This is a genomic window from Brevundimonas nasdae (assembly GCF_019395145.1).
Classification (GTDB): domain Bacteria; phylum Pseudomonadota; class Alphaproteobacteria; order Caulobacterales; family Caulobacteraceae; genus Brevundimonas; species Brevundimonas nasdae.
This window is the reverse complement of the sequence record NZ_CP080034.1, coordinates 275863-302112: the sequence shown is the minus strand read 5'-3', so window position 1 is coordinate 302112 and position 26250 is coordinate 275863. Positions and strand designations below refer to the sequence as shown.

The 26250-nt window shown below is 66.7% G+C and carries 20 protein-coding genes; 12 read left to right on the top strand and 8 right to left on the bottom strand.

Going from position 1 to position 26250, the window contains the following annotated elements:
* Positions 1-42 precede the first annotated feature (42 nt).
* The 5 genes from KWG56_RS01490 to KWG56_RS01470 form a co-directional block, all read right to left on the bottom strand.
* Entirely contained in the window at positions 43-3015 is a 2973-nt protein-coding gene (locus tag KWG56_RS01490; protein ID WP_244999594.1) for a TonB-dependent receptor, read from the bottom strand.
* A gap of 81 nt (positions 3016-3096) precedes the next feature.
* On the bottom strand, positions 3097-4089 hold the full coding sequence (locus tag KWG56_RS01485; protein WP_219353459.1) for a FecR family protein: 993 nt from the start codon (positions 4087-4089) through the stop codon (positions 3097-3099).
* A gap of 87 nt (positions 4090-4176) precedes the next feature.
* Complete coding sequence (locus KWG56_RS01480; protein WP_219353458.1) at positions 4177-4782, bottom strand: RNA polymerase sigma factor; 606 nt, start codon at positions 4780-4782, stop codon at positions 4177-4179.
* A gap of 16 nt (positions 4783-4798) precedes the next feature.
* Positions 4799-7546: a TonB-dependent receptor gene (locus KWG56_RS01475; RefSeq protein WP_219353457.1), complete on the bottom strand. Its 2748-nt coding sequence runs from the start codon at positions 7544-7546 to the stop codon at positions 4799-4801.
* 86 nt (positions 7547-7632) lie between these two features.
* On the bottom strand, positions 7633-9459 hold the full coding sequence (locus tag KWG56_RS01470; protein WP_219353456.1) for a Ca2+-dependent phosphoinositide-specific phospholipase C: 1827 nt from the start codon (positions 9457-9459) through the stop codon (positions 7633-7635).
* Positions 9460-9618: 159 nt separating this feature from the next.
* Between KWG56_RS01470 and KWG56_RS01465 the strand changes: the two genes are divergently transcribed.
* The 12 genes from KWG56_RS01465 to KWG56_RS01410 all read left to right on the top strand — a co-directional run bounded on the left by KWG56_RS01465 (position 9619) and on the right by KWG56_RS01410 (position 24285).
* Entirely contained in the window at positions 9619-10869 is a 1251-nt protein-coding gene (locus KWG56_RS01465; protein WP_219353455.1) for a TetR family transcriptional regulator, read from the top strand.
* A 305-nt stretch (positions 10870-11174) separates the two neighbouring features.
* Positions 11175-13421 carry a TonB-dependent receptor gene (locus KWG56_RS01460; RefSeq protein ID WP_219353454.1) on the top strand — a complete coding sequence of 749 codons (2247 nt, stop codon included), beginning with the start codon at positions 11175-11177 and terminating at the stop codon, positions 13419-13421.
* 80 nt (positions 13422-13501) lie between these two features.
* Entirely contained in the window at positions 13502-14815 is a 1314-nt protein-coding gene (locus tag KWG56_RS01455; RefSeq protein ID WP_219353453.1) for a metallophosphoesterase family protein, read from the top strand.
* A 9-nt stretch (positions 14816-14824) separates the two neighbouring features.
* A complete protein-coding gene (locus KWG56_RS01450) occupies positions 14825-16414 on the top strand; it encodes an alkaline phosphatase D family protein (protein ID WP_219353452.1) in 1590 nt (529 codons plus the stop codon).
* Positions 16415-16440: 26 nt separating this feature from the next.
* Complete coding sequence (locus KWG56_RS01445) at positions 16441-17214, top strand: acid phosphatase (RefSeq protein ID WP_219353451.1); 774 nt, start codon at positions 16441-16443, stop codon at positions 17212-17214.
* A gap of 268 nt (positions 17215-17482) precedes the next feature.
* A complete protein-coding gene (locus tag KWG56_RS01440) occupies positions 17483-17653 on the top strand; it encodes a hypothetical protein (protein ID WP_219353450.1) in 171 nt (56 codons plus the stop codon).
* A gap of 207 nt (positions 17654-17860) precedes the next feature.
* Positions 17861-20557: a magnesium-translocating P-type ATPase gene (gene mgtA / locus KWG56_RS01435; RefSeq protein ID WP_219353449.1), complete on the top strand. Its 2697-nt coding sequence runs from the start codon at positions 17861-17863 to the stop codon at positions 20555-20557.
* A 69-nt stretch (positions 20558-20626) separates the two neighbouring features.
* Positions 20627-20884 carry a hypothetical protein gene (locus KWG56_RS01430; RefSeq protein ID WP_219353448.1) on the top strand — a complete coding sequence of 86 codons (258 nt, stop codon included), beginning with the start codon at positions 20627-20629 and terminating at the stop codon, positions 20882-20884.
* A gap of 139 nt (positions 20885-21023) precedes the next feature.
* Complete coding sequence (locus tag KWG56_RS01425) at positions 21024-21827, top strand: hypothetical protein (RefSeq protein WP_219353447.1); 804 nt, start codon at positions 21024-21026, stop codon at positions 21825-21827.
* A 16-nt stretch (positions 21828-21843) separates the two neighbouring features.
* Positions 21844-22542, top strand: a complete 699-nt coding sequence (locus KWG56_RS01420) for an MgtC/SapB family protein (protein ID WP_219353446.1) — start codon at positions 21844-21846, stop codon at positions 22540-22542.
* 61 nt (positions 22543-22603) lie between these two features.
* Positions 22604-23662, top strand: coding sequence for a sensor histidine kinase (locus tag KWG56_RS01415; protein ID WP_219353445.1), 1059 nt, complete (start codon positions 22604-22606; stop codon positions 23660-23662).
* Positions 23659-24285: a response regulator transcription factor gene (locus KWG56_RS01410; protein ID WP_219353444.1), complete on the top strand. Its 627-nt coding sequence runs from the start codon at positions 23659-23661 to the stop codon at positions 24283-24285. Before KWG56_RS01415 ends, KWG56_RS01410 begins: the two co-directional genes overlap by 4 nt.
* 36 nt (positions 24286-24321) lie before the next feature.
* Here the strand turns inward: KWG56_RS01410 and KWG56_RS01405 are convergent, their stop codons facing one another.
* From KWG56_RS01405 to KWG56_RS01395, 3 genes are read right to left on the bottom strand one after another with little or no spacing between them, the layout of a single operon-like run.
* Positions 24322-24765, bottom strand: coding sequence for a hypothetical protein (locus KWG56_RS01405; RefSeq protein WP_219353443.1), 444 nt, complete (start codon positions 24763-24765; stop codon positions 24322-24324).
* On the bottom strand, positions 24762-25421 hold the full coding sequence (locus KWG56_RS01400; protein ID WP_219353442.1) for an OmpH family outer membrane protein: 660 nt from the start codon (positions 25419-25421) through the stop codon (positions 24762-24764). The genes KWG56_RS01405 and KWG56_RS01400 overlap by 4 nt, the downstream gene beginning before the upstream one ends.
* Positions 25422-25423: 2 nt before the next feature.
* Entirely contained in the window at positions 25424-26248 is an 825-nt protein-coding gene (locus KWG56_RS01395) for a SapC family protein (RefSeq protein WP_219353441.1), read from the bottom strand.
* Positions 26249-26250: the final 2 nt, after the last annotated feature.

Here is a 26250-nt window from a genome sequence, read left to right as displayed (position 1 = left end):
AATCGCCAACGTCCTGGCCTGCGGTCACTCGCTCTCCAGGCGCTACATCGACCAGCGCAGGCTGACGGTCAGGCTGCGGCCGACCCGGCCCAATTGCAGCAGGCGCGACTTGTCGCCCTCATAGGCCAGATCGGTCGTGTCGGTCAGGTTCGAGGCTGCCACCACGATCTGGGCGCCGGGCGTAAGGTCATAGCTGGCCTGGGCGTCCAGATACCCGGCTGAGGCGATGATGAAGTTCGACACGCCGCCACCCTGCATATCAGCCTCGGACTTGAAGGCCGAGCGCCACGACCACGACAGGCCCGCCGACACCGCCCCACGCTCAAAGAACGGATTGATTGAATAGGCAAGATCGGACACGCCCGTCAGCCGCGTCTCGCCATTCGGGCCTCGACTGTCGGTCCAGGTCGCGCTGGCCCACAGGCCGAAGCCGGACGTCAGTTTCTTGTGCAGCCCCAGTTCAAGCCCGCGGCTCTCGGCCCGGCCCAGATTGCGCGGGCGCAGCATCGACACCTGCGCCTGAACCAGAGGTCCGGCGCGTGTTTCAAAGATCAAAACCTCGGGCGCGGCGGCCAGGGCGATGAAGTCGTCGATCCGCTTGTGAAACACCGCCACGCTGAGCGCGCCGCCCGTGAAGCTCCATTCATAGGACAGGTCCAGATTGGTCGAAACATAGGGTTTCAGCGCCGGATTGCCGCCGATGCCGCTGAAGATGGTCCCCGGCGACGGATCGTCGATCTCGGCCTGCCCGCGCTCATAGATGCTGGAGACCAGCATGCTGGCCGGCGCGGTCGCCAGGCGCAGGTCGGCCAGCGAAGGCCGGGTCATGGTGCGCGACGCGGCCAGACGCAGGCGCCTGTGCGGGTCCAGATCAAAGGCGATGTTGGCGCTGGGCAGCAACAGGGTCGCCTCCCCCGCATGGGAAACAGGCCGGATGGCCAGCGCCCCTTGGGGGCCAGCCTCCAGCAACGCGCCGTCCACGCCGGTGCGGGTGCTCACTGCGCGCAGACCGAAGTTGCCGAAAAAGGGCGCGGCGCCTGCCGATCCGTCGAAATCCAGCCTTACATAGGCCGCCCCGACGCGTTCAGACACGGCGTAGGAGTTCTGCAGATCGGCGCCCGCCGGCGTCAGATCGCGCGGCAGAACCATGATCCCATCATGCTCGTTCGGAATGATGAAGGCGTCGCGGAACCGGGCGAAATCCGCCGTCGCCCAGCCCCCCGGATGCTGACCGATCAGGCCGTCGAACACGCCCTTGGGCGTCTGCATTCCCATGAAGTCGGGGGTGAAGACCGCGCCCGGTCGCAGGATCGCCTCGCGGTCGCGACGCTGATAATCACGACTACGGTCGCTGAACTGCACGCCCAGCCGCAACTCCGACAGGCGGATTGGCCCTGCGTCGATGTTCAGCCCCCGCCGCGCGTCGGCCATCAGGGTCAGGTCGTCATCGACGGACTCGATGGCGCGAACGCCCATCTTCTGGCTACGCAGGGCGGCGGGGTCCAACAGGTTCAAGCTCGTCGTGATGCTGGGCGCCCGGCGATTGTCCACCGCGCCGTCCAGATCGACGGCGTAGGCGACCTTCTGGGCGGACTGGGCGTAAATGCGCTCCAGCGGCGTATCCAGCCGCGACCGGGCGCTGGAGGCCGATACGCGCGGCGTCACCAGCCAGTCGCCCAAGGCGAACTCGACGCTGGCCGAGACGATCAGGTTCAGGTGCGACTGCTGCGAAAACTCGGTGTTGTTGTCGATGCGGGCCGCAGGGATGACGCCCCCAACCACGACGCCGTCGCGCACCGTCGCCGTGGCGCCCGGCTCCATCAGCCGCTCGCCCAGACCATAGACAAGCCGATCTTCGCGAATGGCGTTATCGAAGGCGGAGATCAGGCTGTTGAAGCTGAACCGGGTTGTCGGCGAGGCGGCCCAGTCGCCGCCCAGAAACAGGCTGCGTCGACGGCGATCCTCCTGCTCCACCGTGGTGCGGACATCGCTGGGCGCGGCGACCGCCTGACCATCCAGAACCAGATTGGCGTATCGCTGAATCTGAAAACGGTCATAGACGACCGAATGTTCTTCCTGCGCCAGCCCGCCGACCAGGCCCCAATCGCCATTCTTCGACACCATCCGCCCGGCGACCGAGACATCGGGGCGGACGGCGCGCGCCCGGTCCTCGACCGCCCCGCCCGCGCGCAGGCTGAGGAAGGGATCACCGCCCAGGCCACTGATGGTCTCGATATTGATGTTGGAGCCGATGCCGCCCTCGATCAGGTCGGGCGTGGCGGACTTGGTGAGCTGGGCGCCCGCCAGAAGTTCGGCGGACAGGGCGCGGAAACGGAACTGGCGTCCGCTCTGGGTCGAGTTGCGGATGTTCTCGTTGAAGGCGACCGGCGCCCCGTTCAGGGTCACCGACTGGAACAGAGGCCCCAGACCGCGCACGCTGACGAACTGGCCCTCGCCCACCTCGCGTTCGATAGCGACGCCGGGGACGCGTTGCAGGGCCTCGGCCAGATTGGCGGCGGGCAGTTCGCCTATCCGCGCGGCTGAGGCGCTGTCGGAGATCACATCGGTCTGACGTTTTCGCCGCAGGGATTCCTCAACCTGACCCGCAAACCGCCCGACCACCTCGACCGGCGCCAGTTCGGACGGTTCGACGACCACCGGGGCGACAGGCGCTGTCCTTGCCGGTTCGACCCAGACCCGCAATCCGCGCGCGCCCACGAACCGATAGCGCAGCGGCGTGTCGCGCAACAATTCGGCGACCGCAGCGCGCCAACCCATCCGCCCACGCACCGCATGGCTTGGCAGCGTGCGGCCCGGCGGGGCGACGAAGGCCAGTTCGCATCCGGCGGAAAGACACAGGTCGACCAGGGCGCGGCGGGCGTCCTGAGCCGGAATGTCAAAGGTCTGAACCGGGCCGTCCTGCGCCCACACCACAGTCGGCGCACCAGCGATGGCGGTGGCGACAAGCAGGCCGCACAAGAAACCGGTCGGCCGCGACTGTGCGAACGGTTTCAAGCGCGGCAGGCCCTGTGGCTGGAGAGGAAGGTTCGTGAGGCCGCCTTACCGCGCTGGCGTGACAGCTCTGCGATACGCCCTCTATTCCGCGCGGATCAGGATGCGGCCATCAGCCTGTTTCTCGGCCCTGACGGGCAGAAGCTGGCCCATGCGGTCGATCAGGGCGCCGTCGCCCTCCAGCGGCAGGACGGCCGTAACCCGCAGACGCGCAAGACGTGGATCGGCGATGACCAACGGCTGGCCGACATAACGTTCGACCTCGCCCGCCACCGTGGACAGCGGCGCGTCATGGAAGACCAGACGCCGTTCGCGCCAGGCCGTCGTCGCCTCCACATCCGCCTTGGCCAGCGTGACCAGCGGCTGACCGAGCGAGAAATCGGCGCTCTGGCCCGCCGTCATCCGCACGGCGTCATCCAACGCATGGGGCTGGCGCACGTCGCGGCGACCGATGGCGACATGGCCTTCCAGCAGCGAGACCTCGGCCCGGTCACGACGCAGGGCGGTGGTGAAACGGGTGCCGGTGACGATGACGTTGCGATCCCCCACCGCCACCTGGAACGGATGGGCGCTGTCATGCACCACGTCGAAATAGGCCGCGCCGCGCGTCAGAGTCACCCGCCGCGCATCCCCCGCCATCGCCACCTCTATGGCCGATCCGGCGTCCAGCGTGGCCTTTGATCCATCGGCCAGAACCACATCCAGAATCTGTCCCGGCGCGCTTTCATAGCGGCGAACCTCGACCGGCGCGGTCGTGAGAAAGGGCGCAGCAAAGACCACCGCCGTCAGACCTGCAGCAACCAGTCCCCCCGCCATCACCCGGCGCCCGCCTGCACGACGCGACGGCCCGCGACGCAACTGCGCCAGATCGACCGCAAAGGCGCCGCGCAGGCTCTCCAGCGCCGCCAGATCGGCCTTGGCCGCCTGATACTGCTCCAGATGAGCCGCATCCTGCTCCAGCCATTTCAGGAAGGCCGCCTGATCGCGCGCGCCGATGCGCGGCCTGCTCATGCGCGCGAGCCAGGCTTCAGCCGTCCTGGGCTGTCGGTCGAACAGGGCGGTCCGTCGCTCCATCATGGGCGGGTCAATCTCTCCGTGCAGGCGGGCCGCGAACCCTCGCGCTCCGGACCTTCACTCTTCACAACGATCCAGGCGTGCGACACCTCAGTCATCGCGTGATTTCTTCAGTTGGCGGAGGGCTTCCGCGATGTGTTTTTCGACCATGCTGACCGATACGCCCAACCGTGCGGCGATCTGGCGATAGGTCAGGTCTTCGAACCGATGCAGCAGGAAGGCGTCACGCGTGCGCGGCGGCAGGGCGCGGATCACCCCGGCGGCGGCGGCCAGATTCTGGCGGGTGATGATCCGTTCGTCGGCGGGGCGTTCATCGCCCGCGACGGCGCGCGGACCGGCGTCCATGTCGTGAATATCCTCCGAAGCACGGCGGCGGGTTTCGCGGCCTGCCGCCTTCCAGCGGTCGTTCTGGATATTGCGGGCGATGACGAACAGAAGGGGCCGCGCGTCAGGCGTCGCCAGATCATGCCCTGCCCGATGAAAGCGCACGAAAGCCTCCTGGATCACGTCCTCTGCGTCCTCCAGCGGCTGCCCCTTTCGCTGAAGATAGCCGATCAGGTCCAGGCGCAGCCGGGCGAAATCCGCCTCTGCCCCAGGCGGCGGACGCAGGACTTCAGAACGGACAAAACCGCCCCCTCCGATGGAGGGGGCGGCCGCGTCGAGCGTGCTCTCGGGGATTAAGGGCGCGCGTCGCATGGCGTCCACGGCGGGGTCAGAACTCCATCCGCAGGCCAAGGTTGATGCGCCGTCCCGACAGTTCGTAGGTCGTCGGGAATGACGGATCCATCGTGTAGCCCGTCGTCGCTTCATCCGTGATGTTGATGCCTTCCAGGCTGACCTGGAAGCGGTCGTTCAGCTTGTAGCTGGCCGAGAAATCGACCTGGCCGTAGCCGTCACGCCAGATCGGGTACATCTCATAGCCGATGCCTTCGACGTACTTGTCCTTGTAGTTATAGGACACGCGCGCCTGGAAGCTGTCCTTCTCGTAGAACAGGGTGAAGTTGTAGGTGCTGTCGGCCAGACCGATCGGCGGGGTCGGCACGCCGATCTTCGACTGACCGGCCAGGGAACTGTCCAGCGCCGTATAGTTGGCGTTGATCCCGAAGCCTTCCAGCGGGCTGTAGATCAGGCCCAGCGGCACGATGGCCACCAACTCCACGCCGGTGACGTCATACGAACCCGGCTGGTTGATCGGCTGATAGACGTCGAAGTCATAGACGCCGTCGACGGTGCCGTTGGCGTTGTATTTGGTCACGCCCTTGACCACGCCGGTCAGGGCCTGACGCACCACGCCCTCGATCTGTTTCGAGAAATAGGAGACGGACAGCAGACCGCCCTGCGGCAGGTATTTCTCCAGACCGACTTCCCATTGCTTGGCGTAGGTCGGACGCAGGTTCGGGTTGCCGTCGGTGAAGCGGTACGAGTTCCAGCTGGCCGTGCGCTTATAGGCCAGATCGGTCAGGGCCGGACGGATCAATGTTTCCGATGCAGCAGCGCGGAACAGAATGCTGTCGGTCAGCTCGGCGGTGATGTTGAGGCTGGGCAGCAGCTTGTCATAGCCGCCGTCGTTAGACACCGGCTCAGGCGTATAGCCGGTCGAGCCGTTCGGGTTCTGGATCTGGTGATAGCCCGACGAGGTGATGGAGGTGTCGACGTAACGGGCGCCGCCGTTGATCATCACCGGCACCGAACCGATGTCGAAGTTGAAGTCCGCCATGGCATAGGCGGCCGTCACCTGCTCCGAGACCTCGTAGTAATCTCCCACGTTGAACGGGGTGTAGAAGCCGTCATAGCGGAAGGTGCGGCGCGCATAATCGTTCGACACCTGGCTCCAGTTCAGGTCGCGCACATTGAAGGCGCCGCCGGGGACCAGATCGCCGATCGGGGTCAGCTGGCTCTGCGACATCGGGCGGCCGACGTAATCGACCTTGCCTGCGCCGGAGCCCTGGATGTTCAGGGCGCCATAGTCACGCTGCTTGGTCTTGTCGGTGTAGCGGGCGCCGAACTGGACGCTGGTCAGGGCCGGAAAGAAGTCCAGGCTCAGGTATTTGGTGAAGTCGACCTGGGCTGCGTACTTGTCGTCGGTGATGTGTTCGAGCGTCGTCTCATAGGCCTCGAACAGATATTTGTCGGGCGAGTTGTACATGTCGAACCCGCCAGTCGTGGTGCTGGGGATCGTCTCGCCGCCGCGATTGGTCCAGCGCGTCCGCGACGGCGCATAGGCGACATGTTTCAGGTTCGAGCTGTCCAGCGTCTTGTCCGCACCGGAATAGCCGGCCAGGGCGTGCAGGCGCCAGCTGTCACCGCTCCAGTTCAGCTCGGTTCCGAACTGGCGATAGTCGGTCTTGTTGATCCGCTCCTTGCTCAGCATCTCGTGCTGGGTCGCGGTGTAGGAGACGTCGCGCAGCACCACCATGCCGTACTCGCCCAGGGTGGTCTTGTCGTACTCGTGGATGGTTTCCAGCGTCGAACGGCTGGAGGCCGAATAGGCGGCGGCGTCGTATTCGTCCTCGGTGGTGTCATAGGCGCCGACCATGGCGTCGAAGGCCAGGCTGAAGTTCGACGACGGGCGGTACTGCAGCGAGATCGTGCCCCCCCACTGGTCCTGGGTGTTCAGATAGGCGCGGTCGCCGACCTTGTCCTGAAAGATGATCAGGTCGGTTTCCTTGGCGTTCATCCGGTCCTTGACGACGACCCCCGCGTCGCGCGCCAGCACGTCCACGGCCTGGGCTCCCCGACCGCTGCCCTGGTTCAGAAAGCGGGTCAGGGGGCGGAAGTTGATGCCCGATTCCGAGTCCGTGCGATTGGTGCGGCGCGCGGTCGAGAAGGACACCAGCGCGCCCCAGTCGCCCCAGGTGTCGCTGGCCAGGAAGGAGACCTTCGGGTCGACCTTTTCCGAGATCGAGTTGTAGGCGCCCTCGACGGCGGCGACGACGCGGCGGCCCTCATAGTCGAACGGGCGGGCGGTCGAGATGTTGACGCTGCCGGCGATGCCGCCTTCCTCGTGCGCCGCCGTCGGCGACTTCTGGACGGTGACCTGCTGGATGATTTCCGAGGCGAAGATGTCGAACTCGACATCGCGGCCGCCGCTGCCCGAGGCCGTGGCCAGGCCGTTGATGCTGACGAAGGTGAACTCGCTGGGCAGACCGCGCACCATGACGCGCTGGCCCAGGCCCTTGTTGCGCTCGATGGTCACGCCAGGCATCCGCTGCAGCGCCTCGGCCAGGTTCTGCTCGGGGAAGTTGGCGACGTCCGTGGCGACGATGGAGTCCGAGAAGCCCACGTTCTTGCGCTTCAGATCGACCGCCTGTTCCAGGCTGCGGCGATAGCTGCCCGTGACAATGATCTCATCGACATTCGACACGCCTGCATCAGCGGGCGCCGCCGTTTGAGCAAAGGCTGCAAAGGGCGACGCCGCCACCAGGGCGAAGGCCGTCGTGCCAAGAATTCTGTTCTTCATTTTGGATAGTCCCCAACCGGTTCTAGGCGCTTCAACGACGCCCGGAAGGGACCCCTCAATGTGTGACAGCGATCTTCATTCAAACTTCACGGCGCTGTCGCGTTCGCGGCTGAACGGGCCGGAATTCCACGCTTGGCCAGCGCCGCCTGCACCTCGGCGCGGGCCGCCTGCATGTCGCGCTGGAAGACGTCGGAGCGCTGTTCCGCCCCATAGATGACCATGCCCGACAGGATGCCCGCCTCGACCGCGCTGTAGGAGTGCGAACCGCAGATGAAGCGGCTTTCGGCATATTCCCGCCCCCGTTCATACAGGGTGTCGGCCCGCTGGGGCGCCAGTTCCGCCAGCAGCATGGCGACATGAACCCCGTGCGCCGAATGGCCTGACGGATAATCCGGGTTGCCCGCCAGATGGTCGGTCTTGGCCTCGCAGATCGGCAGGTCCGTGCCGATGTAGGGGCGCTTGGTCGCCCAATAGGTCTTGGCGTCGCCGACAACCCAGCGGTCATAGCCCGCACGACGCAGGATGGCGGTCAGGACCGGCGCCTCGGCCTCGGTCAGACGCACGCCCAGAGCCTCGGCGAAATGGTCGTACATGTCGCCGGTCACGTCGCGCGTCGCCAGCGCCCAGCGCGGCGTGCCCTGCAGGGCGCGTGTCTCGCGGAAGATTTCAGCATTGGCCCGGTCGCGCGCCGAACTTGGCTCAGGCGGCGGGGCCAGCACCTTGGTCAGGTCCGGACGGGCGCTGGCGGCCAGATAGCCGCGCGGCGTCGCCTCCTCCGTCAACTCCACCGCCAGATCATCACAGCGGTTGGCCGTCCGCACCGGGTTGCAGACGCTGGCCGCCCCCCCGACCAGACGCACCTGATAGGCCGGGAAACGCGGATCGGCCCACAGATAGTCGGTCGAGACATATTGCGCGCCGCTGGCGAAGGCGGCGCTGCGGCGGATCACATCCCCGGTTCTGGCCTCTTTCGTATCGGCGTCGGCGCGTGTGCGGACGATGAAGCCCTGGGCCACGGCGGCGCGGATGCGCGCCTGATCCGCCACAGGGTCGTTCAGGGTCAGATAGGCGGCGGCGGGACTGGCCTCATCCGTGTTGACGAAGACGGCGCGGCCCTGCAGCGATGGTCGGCCTGCGGCATAGGCGGCGACCTTGTCCGGCCCTTCGTCCAGCGCAAAGAAGACCTTGCCCCGCGCTTGGCCCAGCGTCGGCCAGCCGCCCGCCAGCACGCCTTCGCGCAGGGTGGCGTGGCGCCCCCGCACCTGATCGGGCGTGATCAGATGGCCGACATCAAAGACCGAACGGATCTCCGCATCCAGCGCGTCCCAGGCCGCCGCATCGAAATCCAGCAGCGCCACGCCGCCCGGCAGGGAGGCGGCGCCCGTCTTGGCGTTCAGCAGGATCAGGATCGGCGCATGATCGGGATGGGCCTGCGACCAGTCGCGGATCTGCTGCAGGCAGGCGACGAAGGTCAGGCAACGACTGCGGTAATCCACGTCCGGCATGTGCAGCGTCTTCAGGCCAGGCTGGGACATGGTCTGGACGTAGGCCGGGCTGACCGGCGCCGCCCCGCCGAAGACCGAGCGCGGATGGGCGTAACGTCCGCCCTGCGGGTCGTTCAGGACGTCGATCTCCAGCTGCCGCGCGCCCGCATTCAGTTGGTCCGCCAGCGAACGGTGGCCGTAGTCCAGACCGACCGCCGCCGGATTGGCCGCGATCATCGCCTGAAGCTCCGCCTCTGGAATGGCCAGCTTGTAGGAGTTGTGCGTCCCCGCGGCCGTCAGGTCGTTCAGGCGCAGGGTCTGGTCCATCCAGGGCCGTGCACAGGCGTCGCCGCCCGCCGCAATCAGATCGGCTGCGTTGGGATCACAGGCCAGGGCGCTGAACACCAGCGCGGCGACAAGACTGGACATGAGGGGCTCCGTTTGGGGACTGCGCCGCGCGTGGGGAAAGGCCCCTTACGACTCCTCCGTAACAACGACGCTACAGCTCGCCCCCTCACCGCCTGCGACGCGATGACCTCGGCGGAACGCCCTCGACACGCCGCTCCAACCCGGCCATTCAGAGGCCGCATGACCAGCCCCGTTTCATCGCGATCGCTTGAGGCTGACCGTATTGTCGCGGCGGCCATGGCCTTGGTCGCCGATGCGGGGCTGGATGGTCTGACGCTGCGTGATCTGGCGCAGTCGGTCGGCAAGAGCACCACCGTCATCGTCAATCTGTTCGGTGCTCGGGCGGGCCTGATCGAGGCCATCGCGGCGGCGGCGTTCGAGCAGGACTGCGCCTATCACGAGACTTTCTTTGCGGATGTGCAGGGACTGGCCCTCAGCCGCGACGGCCTGATCGCCCTGATCCAGCGCTATCTGCGCGAACGGGCGGGACCATCGGCCAGCTTCGTCCGCGTCTGGGAAGACCTGTTGATCGCCCACGAGCCGGGCGGTTTCGTCGCCCCCCTGCTGACGCGGTGGGAGGCGATGCGGCGCGACGCCTGGAGCGCCTATCTGCACCGAACGCTTGATCTTGCGGCCTATGGCGAAGTGCTGGCGACCTATCTGGTCATCGAACAATTCTACATCGGCGCCTTGGGCGGGCGGGCGGACTACGAGATGATCGCCGCCGAGGGGCTGGGCGGTCTGGTCGATCACGTCTTCGGCTGCGAGGACGACGAGGCCCGCGTCACCGAAAGCTATGTCGCCGCCATGGTGATCCCCAAGGCCCCGACGGACGGGTTGGAGCCTGAATCCTCGAAACTTCGCCTGCTGGAGGCGGCGGCGGACCAGATCCTGATCGGCGGGGCGGCCAGCGTGACCAATCGGTTGGTCAGCACGGCGGTCGGCACCTCGACCTCGACCATCGCCTATCACTGGGCCGACATGCGCCGGTTCATCATCGATGCGGTGTGGCACGCGGTGTTTCGGGAAATCCCCGGCTATCTCGACTTCCGCCATCCGACACGAAAGGGGCCGCCCGACCTGCCGGGCTGGGGCGATCTGATGGCGCGCACCCTGCAGATCGGCGGCGGCGAGCGAGACGGCTTCTATGTCATCTACGCCCGCCTGATCGCCCAGGTCTGCCGTCAGGCGCGGCGCGATCCTGCCTACCAGGACCTGGCCATGATCCTGCGCGGCCCAGAGGGCGGCGGCACCCACGTCAACCGCGCCGAACTGTGGCCCGCCCAGTTCGACCTGACGCGGCTGGCCGCAACCCGCTTCGCCCTGTGGATCAAGGGAAGCGCCATCGTCGGGGCCGCCATCGGTCGTCCGGCCAGCGCCGCACAACTTCAGGACGTCGCCGAAATCCTGGTCGCACACCGTCAAGGTTGAACAGAACGATTGTTCTTTTCCATCTCACGCCAATGGACAGGAACACTTCAAATAAGCGTCATCAAAGCATCACGGCAGAAGCCTAGAGCGGCAATGCTGTCGAACAGATGTTTTTCTTGTGACGCGGAAGCGCGGCGAATGTCGCTCTCCCCGCCTCCCTAGCCGTCCTTCCGCCGTCCCGGACCGACGCCTGTTCGACAGCCCCCGCTCTGACGCGGGGCGCGGTCCTGATCCGCGAACGCCCTTCAACATTTCGGCCCGCGCGAGAGGGGGAATCTCGTCGGCGCCGCCCGATGGATCGACACATGAAACGTCTGCTTCTCGGCGCGTCCAGCGCCGTACTCGCCCTGGCCGCCGCCTTGCCCGCCGCCGCCCAATCCAACACCGGCGCCCCGTCCGGCAGTCCGTCCGCAGCCCAGGCCGTGGACGACATCGTCGTCACCGCCCAACGTCGTCAGGAATCCTCGCAGAAGGTTGGTCTGGCCCTGACCGTCATCTCCGGCGACGACCTGGACAACCGCAACATCGGCAACGTCAACGACCTGGAGAACTCGGTCCCCAGCCTTGAGGTCGACAGCCAGCTGGGCGGCGGCCAGCCGCAGTTCCGCGTGCGCGGCGTCGGCCTGACCGACTACGCCGCCAACAACACCTCCACCGTCGGCATCTATGTCGATGAGGTCGCCTATCCTTACGGCGTGATGACCCAAGGCCTGTTGTACGACATCGCCCGCATCGAGGTGCTGCGCGGACCGCAGGGCACCCTGTATGGCCGCAACACCACGGGCGGCGCCGTCAGCGTGGTCACCAACGCCCCGACCGACACGGTCCAGGCCGGTTTCTCGGCCAGCTACGGCAGCTATGACGCCGCCAAGTTCGAGGGCTTCCTGTCCGGCCCGGTGGCCGAAAACCTGACCGCCCGCCTGTCGCTGGCGGCGGAATCGGGCGGCGCCTGGCAGTACCACCGCGACACCGGCGAGAGCCTGGGCGACAAGGACACCAAGGCCGCCCGCCTGCGCGTCAACTGGCGCCCGACCGCCCAGACCGACATCGACCTGAACCTGCACTACAGCCGCGACGAATCCGACGGTCGCGGCCTGCGCCTGATCACCACGCCCTTCACCGCAGGCGGCGGCCGGGTCTATCCGATCGACACCGCGCACCGGATCACGGGCTGGGGCATCAGCCCCTACTTCGCCCAGTTGATCGGCGTGTCACCGAACGCCAAACCCTTCCGCGACAACGAAGGCAAGGGCCTGAGCCTGCGCCTGAACCAGAACCTGGGCTGGGCCACGCTGACGGCCATCGCCAGCTACGAATCCTTCGACCGCCGCGAGTTCAACGACTGGGACGCGACCGCCTCGAACGAAGCCGGCACCTATTTCTTCAACGACATCGAGACGACTTCGCAGGAGGTGCGTCTGTCCTCGCCGACGGGCGGGCGGTTCCAGTGGCTGGCCGGTTTCTATCACGCCAATGAAACCGTCGACGGCGGCTTCCACTCGGACTTCTCGGAAGCCAAGGGCCTGGGCTTCTTCATGAGCACCACCTACGGCCAGAAGGTTCAGACCACCGGCGTCTTCGGCAATATCGACTACAAGCTGACCGACCGCCTGACCCTGATCGGCGGCCTGCGCTATGAGGACGAAAGCCGCGACCTGAACGACTTCAAGACCCAGGTTCTGGCCCCCGTCCCGCGCGTCAACGCCACCACCTCCAAGTCCCAGAGCATGGGCGAATGGAGCGGCAAGGTCGGTCTGGAATACACCGTCAGTGACGACATCCTGACCTACGCCAACGTCTCGCGCGGCGTGAAGTCGGGCGGGTTCACCACCTACAACAGCGGCCTGCCGGAGCAGTTGGACCCGTTCAAGTTCGAAGAACTGATCGCCTATGAGGCAGGCGTGAAGTCCAGCTTCTTCGACCGCAAGCTGCAGCTGAACGCCGCCGCCTTCTATTATGACTATCGCGACCAGCAGCTTCAGGGCGTGCTCTACACCCAGACGGGCCGCGTCGGTCGGATGATCAATGTGCCCAAGTCGCACATCCAGGGCGCGGAGCTGGAGCTGCGCTGGCGTCCGCTGAACAACCTGACCATCACCCAGTCGATCGGCTACAAATACGGCGAATATGACGAGTTCTTCTTCGTCAACGCCACCGCGACCGAAGCCGCCAAGGACCCGGTGACCGGCGAGTACAACACCATCGTCTACAGCGACCGCGCGGGCGAACGCCTGCCCTTCCCCAAGTGGGACTACAAGGGTTCGGTGGCCTATGACTGGCAGATCGGCGGCTGGGGCGTCGAGGCGGAGAGCAACTACGCCTATCGCGACGAGAAGTTCAGCACTTCGTCCAACTCGATCATCGCCTCCTACTGGCTGGTCAACGCCAACCTGACGCTGCGTCCGGCGAATGCGAACTATGCGGTGGGCCTGTACGTCAACAACCTGACGGACTCCTATTCCGAAGAATCGCGCAACCGCTTCATCTCGGCCTCGACCGGCTCGCCCAACCCGCCCCGCACCTGGGGCGTGCGGGTCAGCTATCGCTACTGAGACCTGACGAACGGGGCTTTGGTCTGCGGATCAAAGCCCCGCCTTCCTCCTCAAGGATTTCGGGCCAAAGGACTTACGGCATGACGATGATTGCAAAGACCGCCAGAACCCTGGCCCTGGGCTTCAGCCTGCTGCTGAGCGCGGCCCATGGGCCGGTGCAGGCGGCGGACGGGCGCTTCACCATCGCCGTGATCCCGGACACCCAGAACTACGTCGATTTCACCCATCAGCGCGCAGAGGGTTTCGCCTTCGACGCCCGCGACATGATGGTCGAGCAGATGCGCTACATCGCCGACAACGCCGTCTCACGCGGGGGCGAGATCGTCTTCGCCACGGGCCTGGGCGACGTGTGGCAGCACCCGACCATCGCCATTGATCCCGAACACGCGGCGCGCGGCTTTTCCGCCCGCCCCCTGCCGGACGGCCCCCAATCTGGCATGAACCCCGACCGCAGGACGCGCGGCGTGCGCGAGGTCGAGATTCCGGCCTCCATCGCCGCCTACCGTCTGCTGGACGGGGCCCTGCCCTTTTCGATCGTGTCGGGCAATCACGACTATGACGCCCAGTGGTGGGAGGAATCCTGGCCGCGCGACCTGACCGCGCCGCAGGGCGACCTGCGCCGCCTGGGCATGATCCACGTCGGCGGCCTGACGGAATGGACCCGCGCCTTCGGCGTCGACAGCGCCTTCTTCAAGGACCGCCCCTGGTACGTCGCCGCGCACCAGAACGGCGCCGACAGCGCCCAGATCTTCGAGGCGGGCGGCTATCGTTTCCTGCACATCGGGCTGCAGTTCTCGCCCACCGACGCCAGCCTGAAATGGGCCGAGACGGTGATCCACGCCCATCCGGGTCTGCCGACGATCATCACCACCCACGACTTCCTGAACAAGGACGGCGAGCGCCTGCCCCACCCGGTCGTCAACCAGACCGTGGTTGATCCCTTCGACAACAGCCCGCAGGCCATCTGGGACAAGCTGGTCGCGCGCAATCCGCAGGTCTTCATGGTGCTGAGCGGCCATCACAACGGCCAGTCTTTCCGCGTCGACCAGAACCGTCAGGGCGGCGCCGTCTATCAGATCCTGTCCGACTATCAGGACCGCAATCAGGCCGCGCTGGACGCAGGCGTCGCCGCCGATAAGGCGCCCGCCCTGGGCGACGGCTGGATGCGGTTGATGCAGTTCGACATGGACGCCGCCACCCCGACGGTGCGGGTGCGGACATATTCCACCCACTATCGCCGCTTCGCCTCGGATGAGCCGAACTACGCCCGTTGGTACAAGCCCAACGAACAGCCGCACCTGAGCGACGAAGACTTCCTCAGCCGCGACGAATTCACCATCCCCCTGACCGATTTCCGCGCCCGGTTCGGCGCGCCTGCCGCCGTTTCCAAGTAAGCCTGCATCATGACCGACGCCGCCTTCCGCCTTCATCGCCGCGCCCTGCTGGGCGGTCTGGTCGCCGCCCCTGCCGTGCTCCAGTTCGGACGCGCCTATGCAGGCATGGGGTCCGGCGGCGCCTATGTCTTCCCGCTGGGTGTCGCCAGCGGCGATCCCGCGCCGGACGGCTTCGTCATCTGGACGCGTCTGGCCGTCGATCCGGTGGCGCCCGACGGTCTGGGCGGCATGGGCGGGCCGGTCGCCGTGCGCTGGGACATCGCCGCCGATGAAGGCTTCCGTCACATCGTCGCCAGCGGGGTCGAAACCGCCGACCGATCTGCCGCCCACAGCATCCATGTCGAGGTCGCGGGCCTGCGGCCCGGCCGCCCCTACTGGTATCGCTTCACCGCCGCAGGCCAGCAAAGCCCCATCGGCCGCGCCCACACCACGCCCGCCGCCAATGCCGATGTGGCGGCGCTGAAACTGGCCGTGGCCTCCTGCTCGAACTGGGAATCCGGCTATTTCGCCGCCTATGGCCACATGGCCGACGAGGCCCCGGACCTGACCCTGTTCCTGGGCGACTACATCTACGAATACACACGCGGACCCGAACGCGCCGCCGAGGTGGTTCGCCCCTATGGGTTCGAGGAAGCGACGACCCTGGCGGGCTATCGCAACCGCTACGCCCTGCACCGCACCGACGCCGACCTGCAACGCCTGCACGCCGTCGCCCCCTGCCTGGCCATCTGGGACGATCATGAGGTCCAGGACGACTATTCCGGCGTCTGGTCCAAGACGGCAGGCGTTTCGCCGAACGACTTCCTGCGCCGCCGCGCCGCCGGATATCAGGCCTTTTACGAAGCCATGCCGATCCGCCGCACCCGTCTGGACGCGCGGCTGCAGATGCCGATCTATCGCCGCGTCCGCTATGGCAAGCTGGCCGAGTTCTTCATGCTGGACGGACGCCAGTACCGCTCGCGCCAACCCTGCAGCGACGGACCGAATGGCGGCAAGGGTCAGATCGTCACCGACGCCGTCTGCACCGACCGGCTGGACCCGTCGCGCACCTTCCTGGGCTTTGATCAGGAAGGCTGGCTGTACGACGGGCTGAAGACCGCCGACGCTCGCTGGACCATTCTGGGCCAGGACCTGCTGATGGCCGGGATGCGGTTCGGCGACGGCGGGCCCGACACCAGATACTGGACCGACACCTGGGACGGCTTCCCCGTCGCCCGCGACCGCCTGACCCAGACGCTGAACACCCTGAAGCCGCGCAACCCGGTGGTGCTCAGCGGCGATTATCACTCGTTCTGGACGGCGGATGTGAAACTGGACAGCAACGACCCGGCCTCCCCCACCGTGGCGACCGAGTTCGTCGGCACCTCCATCACCTCGACCGGCCCCAGCTATGAGGGGCTGATGTCGGCCATGCCCAGCAACCCGCACATCAAATTCTTCGACAGCCGGGTGCGCGGCTATATGTCGATGGAGATCACGCCGGGCCGGACCACCACCCGCTATCAGGCGATCAGCGACGTGCGCGACCCACGGGCCGCCCTGTCCACCCTGAACACCTGGGTCGTCGAAGACGGCCGCCCCGGCGCCCAGCTCGCCTGAGCCGACGCCCGAACGGAAACAACACCATGCATATCAAGACCGTTTGCGCGGTCGCCGTCCTGCTGACGGCGGCCGGTTGCGCCTCTGCGCCCGCCGGGACCACCAGCGTGCCGACCTTGTGGGAAGGATTCCGCGACCACCCCCACGGCTATCTGGCCAAGGATGACGCGCCCGACGCCTCGGCCTTCCTGCCCCCGCCGCCAGAGGCCGGGTCGCTGCGGCAACAGGATGATGTCGCCATCTATCACGCCACCCGCGCGCTGGAGGGTTCGGACCGTTGGCGTCAGGCCGCCGCCGACAACGAGATCGAGACCCCGTCGGCGCCCCGCATCTTCAGCGCGGCCCTGGGCCTCGATTTCGACCCCGTCCGCATGCCGACCCTGGCCCTGTTGCTGGGACGGATGCTGGGCGATCTGGAGACAATCCAGACCCCGGCCAAACAGGGATATTTCCGCCCCCGCCCCTTCGTCGCCGAACCGATGAAGACCTGTATCGCGCCCGAGCCGTGGCTGGGCCGCAGCGGCTCCTATCCGTCCGGCCATTCGGCGTTGGGCTGGGCCTGGGCGCTGGTGCTGGCCGAACTGGCCCCCGACCGCGCCGACGCGATACTGACGCGCGGCCTGGCCTATGGCGAAAGCCGCGTCATCTGCGGCGTCCACTACGCCAGCGACGTCGAAGCCGGCCGCCTGGTCGGCGCTGCCATCGTCGCCCGCCTGCAGGCCGACCCGGCGTTCAAACGTGATCTGGAGGTCGCAAGAGCGGAACTCGACGCAGCGCGGGCTGCATCACCGGCTGAATAGGGCGCGCGGGCCATGGCGGGCTCAGCCCTATACCAAAGTATAAGCATAACATCCCAAAGAGTCGCCGCCGTAAACCTGTGCGGCATGGCTTAAACGCCCGGATTTGCTAAATAGAAGCTGTTCAGTCGGTGACCATCGGCTGGACGCAAACAGGAAACCCGAAATGCCAGACGACAGTAGTCGACAGATGGCGACGCACAGGGTTGTGAGACGAGGCTGAGGGATCGGTCTCGTCTTGATGGCTGTGCGGCCGTCAAGGAGTAGAGACATGAACCTCGCAATCCATGCGCGGCGGACTGCCGCATTCGCCCGAAATTCCGATCTTGCGGACAAGGCACGTGCGCGGGCGCGCGCCCTTCCCCTGGCCCGCCCGTGGTTCGTACGGACCGGGCTTTTGCTGGCCGCCTATCAGGCGCGCGGCGTCGACGGGGCGCGGTGACCGTGAACCGGTTGATCCCCGCACTGCATCCGGTCCTGCACCCGCCTCGAGATCGCGCGCCCTAACGGCCTGCGTCGGCCCTGCGCGGGCCTGAGCCAACCCATTCCCCCGACCCTGACCGTGCCTGCACGGTCCAGCCCGTCTGCACGTCTGTGGCGTGTGGCGGGTCGCCGCTGCCTGTCGCCTCGACAGCAGGAGATCTGCATCATGAACATCAATGTGAACCTCACTGGCTCGAAAGCCCGTCCGATCGACGCGAGCAGACTGCCCCCTGCCTGGACCCCGACAGACATCAGCGTCATGGCGATTTCCTCCGAGGGCCTGACCGACGAGGACGCCGCGCGCCGTCTGGCGCAGGACGGGGCGAACGTCGTTGCGCGCGAACGCCGCCTGTCGGCGCTGGTTCAGTTCGTGCTGGCCTTCAAGAACCCCTTCATCGGCGTGCTGCTGGCGCTGGCCGCCATCAGCAGCGTCACCGACATCATCCTGCCGATGCGGGCGGGCGAGGCGCCGGACTATATCGGCGTGGTCATCATCCTGGTGATGGTCGGCCTCAGCGCCGTGCTGCGCTTCTGGCAGGAGTTCCGCTCGGCCAAGGCGGCCGAGGCGCTGAAGGCGATGGTCGGCAACTCCGCCACTGTCATGCGCCGCGCCGACGCCGCGACGCCCGGCGCACTGCGCGAAATCCCTATGGCCGAGATCGTCGTCGGCGACGTGGTCTATCTGTCGGCGGGCGACATGGTCCCGGCGGACGTGCGTCTGCTCGATTCCCGCGACCTGTTCATCAGTCAGGCCGCCCTGACCGGCGAGGCCATTCCGGTCGAGAAATACGACACCTTGGGCGCCGTCTCGGCCAAGTCCGCCGAGGCCGTGGCGACCGCCGACAGCGACCCTCTGGATCACCCCAACGCCTGTTTCATGGGCACCAATGTCGTCAGCGGCACGGCGACGGCCCTGGTCTTCGCGACCGGTCCGCGCACCTATTTCGGATCACTGGCCAAGGCCATCGTCGGGTCGCGCGCCGAGACGGCGTTCGACCGGGGGGTCAACAGCGTCAGTTGGCTGCTGATCCGCTTCATGCTGGTGATGGTTCCCATCGTGCTGCTGGTGAACGGATTCACCAAGGGCGACTGGATGAACGCCTTCCTGTTCGCCCTGGCCGTCGCGGTCGGGCTGACCCCGGAAATGCTGCCGATGATCGTGTCGTCCAATCTGGCCAAGGGCGCCATGGCCATGTCGCGCCGCAAGGTGGTGGTGAAACGCCTGAACGCCATTCAGAACTTCGGCGCCATGGATGTTCTGTGCACGGACAAGACCGGCACATTGACCCAGGACCGGATCATCCTGGCGCATCACTTCGACCTGTCGGGCGGAGCCGATGACCGCGTGCTGCAACTGGCCTGGCTGAACAGCCGTCATCAAAGCGGGGTCAAGAACCTGATGGACCGGGCCGTCGTCGATTTCGCCGACCGCCGGCCCGACGCTCTGGCCGCCGCGATCGCCTATCGCAAGATCGACGAACTGCCGTTCGACTTCGTGCGTCGCCGCCTGTCCATCGTGGTCGAGAACAATGACGGCGGCGGCCAGATGCTGATCTGCAAGGGCGCGGTCGAAGAGATGCTGACCATCTCCACCGCCGTGCGCGACGGTCAGGCGACCCGCCCGCTGGACGACGCCGAGCGCCAACGCTTGCAACAGACGGCGCGCGGCTACAACGCCGACGGATTCCGCGTGTTGGTCGTGGCCACCCGCGCCGTGCCCGCCGATCAGGCCCGCATCCGTTATGTGGTCGAGGACGAGGCTGATCTGGTGATCGAGGGCTTCCTGACCTTCCTCGACCCGCCCAAGGAGACGGCCCGACCCGCCATCGCCGCCCTGGCTGAACATGGGGTGGCGGTGAAGGTGCTGACCGGCGACAACGAGGTGGTCACCGCCAAGATCTGCCGCGAGGTGGGCCTGGAGCCGGGCGAGCCGGTTCTGGGGCGCGACATTGAGGTGATGGACGACGCAACCCTGGCCCGCATGGTCGAAGAACGCACCGTCTTCGCCAAGCTGACGCCGCTGCAGAAATCCCGCGTGCTGAAAAGCCTTCAGGCCAATGGCCACACGGTCGGCTTCCTGGGCGACGGCATCAACGACGCCCCGGCCCTGCGCGACGCCGATGTCGGCATCTCGGTCGACAGCGGCACGGACATCGCCAAGGAATCCGCCGACATCATCCTGTTGGAAAAGAGCCTGATGGTTCTGGAGGAAGGCGTCATCAAGGGGCGCGAGACCTTCGGCAACATCATCAAATACCTGAACATGACGGCCAGCTCGAACTTCGGGAACGTCTTCTCGGTTCTGGTCGCCAGCGCCTTCATTCCCTTCCTGCCGATGCTGGCCATCCATCTGCTGATCCAGAACCTGATGTACGACTTCTCGCAGTTGGCCCTGCCGTGGGACCGCATGGACAAGGCCTTCCTGAAGACGCCCCGCAAGTGGGACGCCAAGAACATCGGCCGCTTCATGGTTTGGATGGGGCCGACGTCGTCGATCTTCGACATCACGACCTTTGCGGTCATGTGGTTCGTGTTCGCGGCCAACTCGGTGGAAATGCAGTCGCTGTTCCAGTCGGGCTGGTTCGTCGAGGGCCTGCTGTCGCAGACGTTGGTGGTGCACATGCTGCGCACCCAGAAGATCCCCTTCGTTCAAAGCACGGCGGCCCTGCCGGTGCTGCTGGCGACGGGTCTGGTCTGTGCGCTGGGCATCTACCTGCCCTTCTCGCCGGTCGGTGCGATGGTCGGACTGACGCCCTTGCCGCTGGCCTATTTCCCATGGCTGGTCGGAACCCTGCTGGCCTACTGCGTCCTGACGCAGGGTATGAAGACCCTCTATGTGCGCCGCTTTGGTCAGTGGTTCTGACCTGAGCTGAACAGGCGGGCGGTCGCGGCTTCACCCCGACCGCCCCTTTCACCGACAGGAGATGCGCCCATGCGTGATCTTGCCCGTCACCGCCCCACCGCCCTGCCCGTCAACTTCACCCCGTCGCTGCTGCAAAGGGTGACTGAGCGGCTGGACCTGTCCCGTCGCATCGGCTGGCCCTCTGCGGTCGCCGCCCGCCTGCTGCTAAGGGTCGTCCTGATCCTGACGCGGGCCAATGCCCTCAACGCCGCAGAGACGGCGGCCCTGCTTCGTGCGGTCCGCCGCCTCAATCATCTGGCCCTGTCCAGACTGATCCTCCCTCGCTGAACACGGAGCCAGATCCGATGGACGACCCATCCAGTCGCGGCGGCCGAAAGGCCGTCCCGTTAAACCCGGCCGACACCGACTGAGCGCGGTTTCGGCCCGATGACGGCTGCCTGCCGTCGCCCTGCCGAAAGCGTTTCTCATGTCCTTCATCTTGCCTTCCTTCGCCCGTCCTTCCCTCGTTCGAAAGACGGTTTTCACCCGCTACACCTCCCTGTCCATCCTGCGCCTCGTCTGGCGTCGGCTGATCGCGCTTGGCGTCTATCTGGCCCTGCTGGGCGCCTTCTTCCTGATCGGGGTTCCCCGGGCCAATGCGGGCGCCGGGCCGCACGTCATCGACGACGCCGGGGTCGAGACGCCCGGTCAGTGCCATGTCGAAAGCTGGACGACCTGGAGCCGCAACAGCCGACTGGTCAACGCCTCGCCCGCCTGCACCTTGGAGGCCCTGCCGCGTCTGGAGGTCGGCGGCGACCTGATCGGCGTGCGCGAAGACGGCCGCTGGAACACGACCGTCGGACCGGCGCTGAAGCTGAACCTTGGGACCGAAGGCGCGCGCGTCGACTGGGCCGTCGGCGCCGCCGCTCATTACAGCCTCCGCACCGGCGCGCTGGAGGGCGCCGCCGTCACTCTGCCAGTTACGATCAGGATCAGCGACCGCGCCCGCTTCAACGCCAACCTGGCCTGGGACCACGATCCGTCAGCCCAGCATCGCAACGCCGCCTTCTATGGCGCCCAGATCGAATACGACCTGCGCCCCGGCCTGCTGCTGATGGCGGAGACGTATCAACGTCACGCAGAGCCCCTAGGCGTCCAGACGGGGCTGCGATGGACCCCGCGCCGGGGGCCGGTGGACGTCGACCTGCTGGTCGGCCTGCCGGACGGGGGGCGCGAGACGACGCTGACGCTGGGGCTGACCTTCCGGGGCGCCGGTCCTGGCTGGAACTGAGACGAAAGGACGAGACATGACCGATTTCAACACACTGGGACAGGCGGTCCTGGCGCTGGGCGGCGCCTTCCTGCTGGGCGGCCTGATCGGGTTCGAGCGGCAATGGCGGCAACGACTGGCGGGCCTCAGGACCAACACTCTGGTCGCCCTGGGCGCCGCCACCTTCGTGCAGTTCTCGGCGCAGTTCGACGGCGACGCCAGCCCGACCCGCGTGGCGGCCCAGATCGTGTCAGGCATCGGTTTTCTGGGCGGCGGCATCATCTTCAAGGAAGGGCTGAACGTACGCGGCCTGAACACGGCGGCGACCCTGTGGTGTTCGGCGGCGGTGGGGGCCATGTGCGGGGCCGCCTTCTTCTTCCACGCCGCCGTCGCCACCGCCTTCATCATCGCGGTCAACGCCCTGCTGCGCCCGTTGGTGCGCCTGCTGGACCGCCAGCCCGCCCGCCACACCGAACTGGAAAGCTGCTACGCCGTCAGCGTGGTCTGCCGCAGCGACGCCGAGGCCCATGTCCGCGCCCTGCTGCTGGGCGGACTGGGCGAGACGCTTCACATCCGCGAACTGGTCAGCGCCGATCTGGAAGGTTCAACCAATGTCGAGGTGCGCGCCGCCATCCACGCCGAGAATCGGCAGGACCGTCTGGTCGAACAGATCGTCGGTCGCCTCAGCCTGGAGCCCCGCATCACCGCCGCCCGCTGGCGCATCGCCGAAGCCTGACAGGCGGGCGACAAGACCTGCGCCTTGACCTAAGCTGGGCGCAGCAACGGAGATGACGGGCTTGCCAAGCGCCGCACGGATCAGATCGAATTACGCCGTCGTGTTGGCCGCCCTGGTGTTCGCCGTCGCGGCCATCTTCATCGCCGACACCCTGACCGACTACGCCGTCGCCGTGGCCATTTTCCACACGGCGGTCATGCTGGTGGCGACGCGGTTTCTAGGCGTGCGGGCGGTGGCGGCGCTGGCCGTCGCCTGCGTGGTCCTGACCTGCCTCAGCTTCGTGCTGACGCCGTCCGGCGACTACAAGATCGGCCTGATCAACACCGGCATCAGCGTGGTCGCCATCGGCGTCACCGCCTATCTGGGCCTGAAGCTGAAGGGCGCCGAAGCCCAGATACACGAGGCCCGCGAACGCATCACCCGCATCGCCCGTCTGACGACGCTGGGCCAGTTGACCGCCTCCATCGCCCATGAGGTCAGCCAACCCCTGGCCGCCATCGCAGCCAGCGCCGGAGCCGGACGCCGCTGGCTGACCCAGCCCCAGCCCAACACCGAAAAGGCCCTGGCCGCCGTCGACCGCATCACCCGCGACGCCGATCGCGCCAGCGAGATCCTGGATCGCGTGCGGCGTCTGGCCCGCAACGAGGCGCCCGCCTCGTCCATCTTTGATCTGAACGCCGCCGTGACCGAGATCATCGCCCTGTCGTCGTCAGCGGCGGGCGCCAGCGGTGCGGTGATCAATGCGGACCTGTCTGAGAGCCTGCCTGCCGCCTTCGCCGACCGGGTGCAGGTGCAGCAGGTGGTCAGCAACCTGCTGCTGAACGGGATCGAGGCCGCATCCGCCGTCCCGAAACTCAGCCCCCGACTGACCGTCACCACCCGTCTGGTCCAAGACCGCCTGACGGTCGCCGTCGCCGATAACGGCCCGGGGCTGTCAGCCGAGGCGGCGGAGCATCTTTACGACGCCTTCTGGACCACCAAGACCGGCGGTTTCGGCCTGGGCCTGACCATCTGCCGCACCATCGTCGAGGCCAATGGCGGGCGCATCTGGACCGAGACCTCGCCTCTGGGCGGCGCCCGTTTCGCCTTCGACCTGCCCGTCGCCGGAGACAAGCCATGACCCCGGATCAGCCAGCGCCCACCGTCTATGTGATCGACGACGACGCCTCGCTGCGCGCCAGCCTTGCGGATCTGCTGGATTCCGTGTCCCTGCACACCCGCGTCTTCGCCTCAGTGCAGGACTTTCTGGCCGCGCCGCGCGGCGAGGGCCCCGCCTGCCTGATCCTGGACGTGCGGATGCCGGGCCAGAGCGGAACGGACTTTCATCAGCAGATGGAGCGGCTGGGCGTGCGCCTGCCGGTCATATTCATCACCGGTCACGGCGACATCGCCATGGGCGTCAAGGCGATCAAGGACGGCGCCGTCGACTTCCTGACCAAGCCCTTCCGCGATCAGGACCTGCTGGACGCGGTTCAGGTCGCCCTAGAGCGTGACCGCCAGCGACTGGCGCAAGCCGTCTCGACCTCGTCCCTTCAAGACCGCTGGCGCAGCCTGACCCCTGGTGAACGCGAGGTCGTGCGTCTGGTCGTGCGGGGCCAGTTGAACAAGCAGATCGCCGCTGAACTGGACGTCAAGGAAATCACCGTCAAAGTCCGCCGCGCAAAATCCATGAAGAAAATGGGCGCCGCCTCACTGACCGATCTGGTGCGCATGACCGACGAACTGGTTGCGCTCGAGCGCTGACGAGCCGCTGGTTTCAGATCGGCCAGGTTCCAGCGTTTAATGGACGAAGTCGGGCTCCAGTTGAACACCCACGCGAAGCGGCTGCTGCATGTCTGCAGGCGGAGCCGGGAGCAATGCTGATGCGGCGATCAAGGTCATGTCGGCTGCGGCCTCTGCGTCGTCAGGCAGGGGGCCGAAAATGCGGGCGACACGACCGTCAGGTGCGAGCCAGATGCGAACTTCCATCAAGGCTGTTGGCGTATCGGTAGAGCGGCGCAGCGAGTCGAGACGAACACGCATGCGGGCTGCCGCGTCCGTATCGGCTTCGAGCCAGGAGGTCACCGCCTCCGTAACGTTCTCAGCATAGGCGAGCCATTCCGCCGGCGGGGGCTGAGCGGCGCCTGGCTCGGTCTGGGCGGAGGCCGCGCCCACGGTGAACACCGAGCCCAGCGCCGCTGTCAGAGCCAGAAGGCGTTTGCCTATGGACGCGGTGGTGATCATCGGCGGCGGGCCGGGGCTTGAGTTGCGGGCGCCGAGGATGCGGCGGCGGCTGGCGCCGTCGACAGGGGCTCGCGGTCAAAGCTGATCGTGGAGATCCGCGCGTCCAGAGCCGTCACCACACCTGCCGTCAGGTCATTGGCGAAATTGCCGCCAAGAGCAGAGGCGCGGTCGAACAGCAGGCCGCACTGATGCTCGGCATAGACCTGGGCGATGATCGGCTGGGCTTCGTTAGCGATGCGTTCCATCACAACCATGCGGGTGGCTTCGATCTCCTGGCCATTGTGGGTGGCCTTCTGCTGAAGCGCCTGCCATTGCTGTGAAAGGGTTTGAGCCTGGGCGCGAAGCTGGTCGGTTTCCGGTTGACCTTCAAGCGCGCGTGCGGCGGCTTCTATGGGCGCGCGCTCGGCGTCGATCTCGGCCTGGGCGGCCTGGGTCAGTTCCGCCAGACGGGCAGTGGCGACACGACCGACGGCGGCGTTGGCGAAGACGGCTTCACGCGACAGAAGACAGACGCCGGGAATGACCGGTCCGCCCAGCGACTGGCTTTGCGCAGGCGCAGGCGTGACGGCCTGGCGGGCGCCGCCGATAGTCTGGGCAGAGGCGACGGCAGGCATCGCGACGATGACCGCAGCGGACAGAAGAATACGGGAAATCATGGTCAGGCTTTCGCAGACTTGGTTTTCGAAGCGGCGGCCTGAGGCCGTACGACGGGAGCAGAAGCATCTTCGGGTGACACGCCGATGACGCCGGATTTGCTGTCGTTCATCCGGTCGAGCAGGTTGCGGAACCGATCCAGCGAGGCGAGATGGAAATGCACCATCGCCAGCCAACCCTTGCGGTGCCAGTCGATCACCACATCATCCGGCAGGGCGTTGAAACGCTCGACATCGACAATCTGGAACCCGTCCAGACCCAATTTTCGGCCGTCCTTCAGCGTGGCGGCGGCGCGCCGGTCGATCAGCAGGCCCTGCGCCTTCAGCGCCCGGCCAAAGGCCTGCGTCGCCGCAGCCTCGCCCTGGAAGGCGTCGCAGAAGGACAGGGCCTGACGGGTCAGTTCCGTGGGCTGGCCATCCTCGAACAGCGGCGCGCCCTGCCCGCCCGTCTTCACCACCCGATCAGACCCGGCGTCGATGGCCAGAGCGAAGCCCTCAGGATTGACCGTGGCGATGAAGCCGAACGGATAGCGCCGCACATAAGCCGGAACGTATGCGGCGGCGTCCCAACGCCCGTCGGTCACGAACAGGTTGGACTGCTGCATGCCCAGGACGACGATGGGCTGGGCCGTGTCGCCGGAGAACAGCACGGGATAGGCCGCGCTGGCCGCCGCCATTTCACCCACGACGATGGGCGCATAGGCGGTGTCGGCGGCGAAACTGACGTCGCCGTCCCGCAGGCGCCATTCTGAATGGGCCGCCGACGAAAGCGGCTGGGGATCACGATAGAACAGCGGAAGCGCAGAGGCCTCCGGGGTCAGGGTGGTCATCG